Annotated in this window: 2 protein-coding genes and 1 pseudogene; 1 reads left to right on the forward strand and 2 read right to left on the reverse strand. The window is 68.0% G+C overall.

What is annotated here, in order from left to right:
- Both AC27IQ_RS23555 and AC27IQ_RS23560 read right to left on the reverse strand, forming a co-directional pair.
- Positions 1-541 (reverse strand): SLC13 family permease (locus AC27IQ_RS23555; RefSeq protein ID WP_487091002.1); only part of this gene is annotated, 541 nt, incomplete at its 3' end.
- A gap of 200 nt (positions 542-741) precedes the next feature.
- The gene (locus AC27IQ_RS23560; protein WP_284429562.1) at positions 742-1,656 is read right to left on the reverse strand and encodes a LysR family transcriptional regulator; all 915 of its coding nucleotides are present in this window, start codon (positions 1,654-1,656) and stop codon (positions 742-744) included.
- Between the two features lie 114 nt (positions 1,657-1,770).
- Between AC27IQ_RS23560 and AC27IQ_RS23565 the strand changes: the two are divergent.
- Positions 1,771-1,880: pseudogene (locus tag AC27IQ_RS23565) on the forward strand (3-hydroxyacyl-CoA dehydrogenase); the annotation flags it as partial.

A 1,880-nucleotide genomic window follows, 5' to 3' on the forward strand; every position in this document is an offset into this window, starting at 1 on the left:
GGCTGGCCGCCATGGTGGCGATGGGGTTCAGCGGCAGGCCGGCCGTGGCCACGATCTTGTTGGTGATGCCGCCGTAGATGCTGATCGGCGAGAAGCCGCCGCCCTGCGCGCCGTGGATGACGAGAAGACCCATCATCAGCGGGTTGATGCCGTACTTGGCCGCGAAGCCCAGTGCGATGGGCGCGATGATGGCGACCGCCGCCGGGCTGACGGCCCCCACGCCCGTGAGCGCCGCGGCGATGAAGAACATGATCCACGGGATCGCCGCGATGCGCCCACGCACCGCGCGCACCGCCAGCTTGACCAGCCAGTCGATCGTGCCGTTGTTCTGCGCCAGAGCGAACAGGTAGGTGATGCCCACCAGCGTCAGGAACAGGTCGGCAGGAAATCCCGCCATGATGGCCTTGGCATTCATGCCGGCCACGAGCGTGCCGACCAGGAAGGCCCCGACGAAGGCGATGACGCCCATGTTGATGGGCAGTACGGTGGCGATGACGAACATGCTGGCGAGCGCGCAGATGGATATCCAGTGGGAAGTCATTGAATTTGTCTCCTGTCCGTGGTGCCCCGCGGTGGCACATGCCGGTGGCTGTGCTCATGGATGCGGGGCTTTGTTCTTGCAGGGGACGATACGCAGCCGGGCGGTGCGGATCAATGCCAGCGGTGTGCCGACACTTACGCTAATCGAAACGATCCAGGGTGACCCCCGTAGGGGCTGCCCCAGAAGGTTGGCAGGGTGGCTCAGGACAGCGCCGCCTTGGCGGTGCGGCAGACCGCCAGCAGGGCGAGCAGGTTGGGGTCGCGCTCGCGGGTGCGCAGGAAGTGCAGCGCGATGGTCTGGCGCATGCGGTAGCGCGGCTGCAGCGCGATGAGCCGCACGTTGGGCGGCAGCACGCCACGCACCCGACCGGGCAGCAGGGTGCAGCCCACGCCGCCGCTCACCAGGTTCATCAGCGAGAAGATGTCCTCGGTCTGCATCACCACGTCGGGGGTGAAGCCGGCCACCCGGAAAGTCTCCATGAATCCCTGGTAGGTCACGAAGCCTTCCGTGAGGCTGACGAAGCGCTCGCTGGCGCAAGCGGCCAGGTCGATGGGCTGGTCGGGCGGGTAGGGCGAGTCGGCTGGCGCGGCGAAGTGGATGTCGTCCTCGAACAGGGGCTCGCACTCGAGGTCGGGCATATCGCCGGACGAGCCCATCAGCGCGGCATCGATGGCGCCGTTGCGCAGCTTTTGCCGCAGGTCGGCGTCCGAGCCCAGCACCAGTTCGGTCTGCAGTTCGGGCAGGCGCCGCTTCATGCCCATCACGAGGGTGGGCACCGTGCGGCTGGTCAGCGAATAGAGCGATCCGATGCGTATGCGGTCGGACGAATACCCGGCCACCGCCCGCGTGGAGCGGATGCCCTCGGCCAGCGTGCCCAGCAGCTCGCGCGCGACCTCCGCCAGGTGGTGAGCGGCCTCGGTGGGGTGCAGGTGGCGGCCTTCGTGGCGGAACAGGGGGCAGCGCAGCGCGTCCTCCAGCGAGTGCAGGGCGCGGTGCACGCTGACCGCGCTGATGTCCAGGCTCTCCGCCGCGCGCGCGAGATTGCCGGCCTCCAGGAAGACCCGCAGGATGTGCAGCTTGCGAAGGGTGATGTCGTCATCGGGACGGTGGGGCATGGCCATGCGGTAGGGGCTCGATCAGAATTCGTGCTGGGCCGATTGCAGCACATTGCACGGCCGCTTTTGCAAAACCATTCACTGGCCCGCGGGGCCCACAGGAGAGAGAAACCCATGGCAATCGATTTCAAGGGCCGCGTGGCCATCGTGACGGGCGCGGGCGGCGGCCTGGGCCGCCAGCACGCACTGGCGCTGGCGGCGCGCGGCGCGAAGGTGCTGGTCAA

Source organism: Acidovorax sp. KPB24-07 (assembly GCF_057543315.1).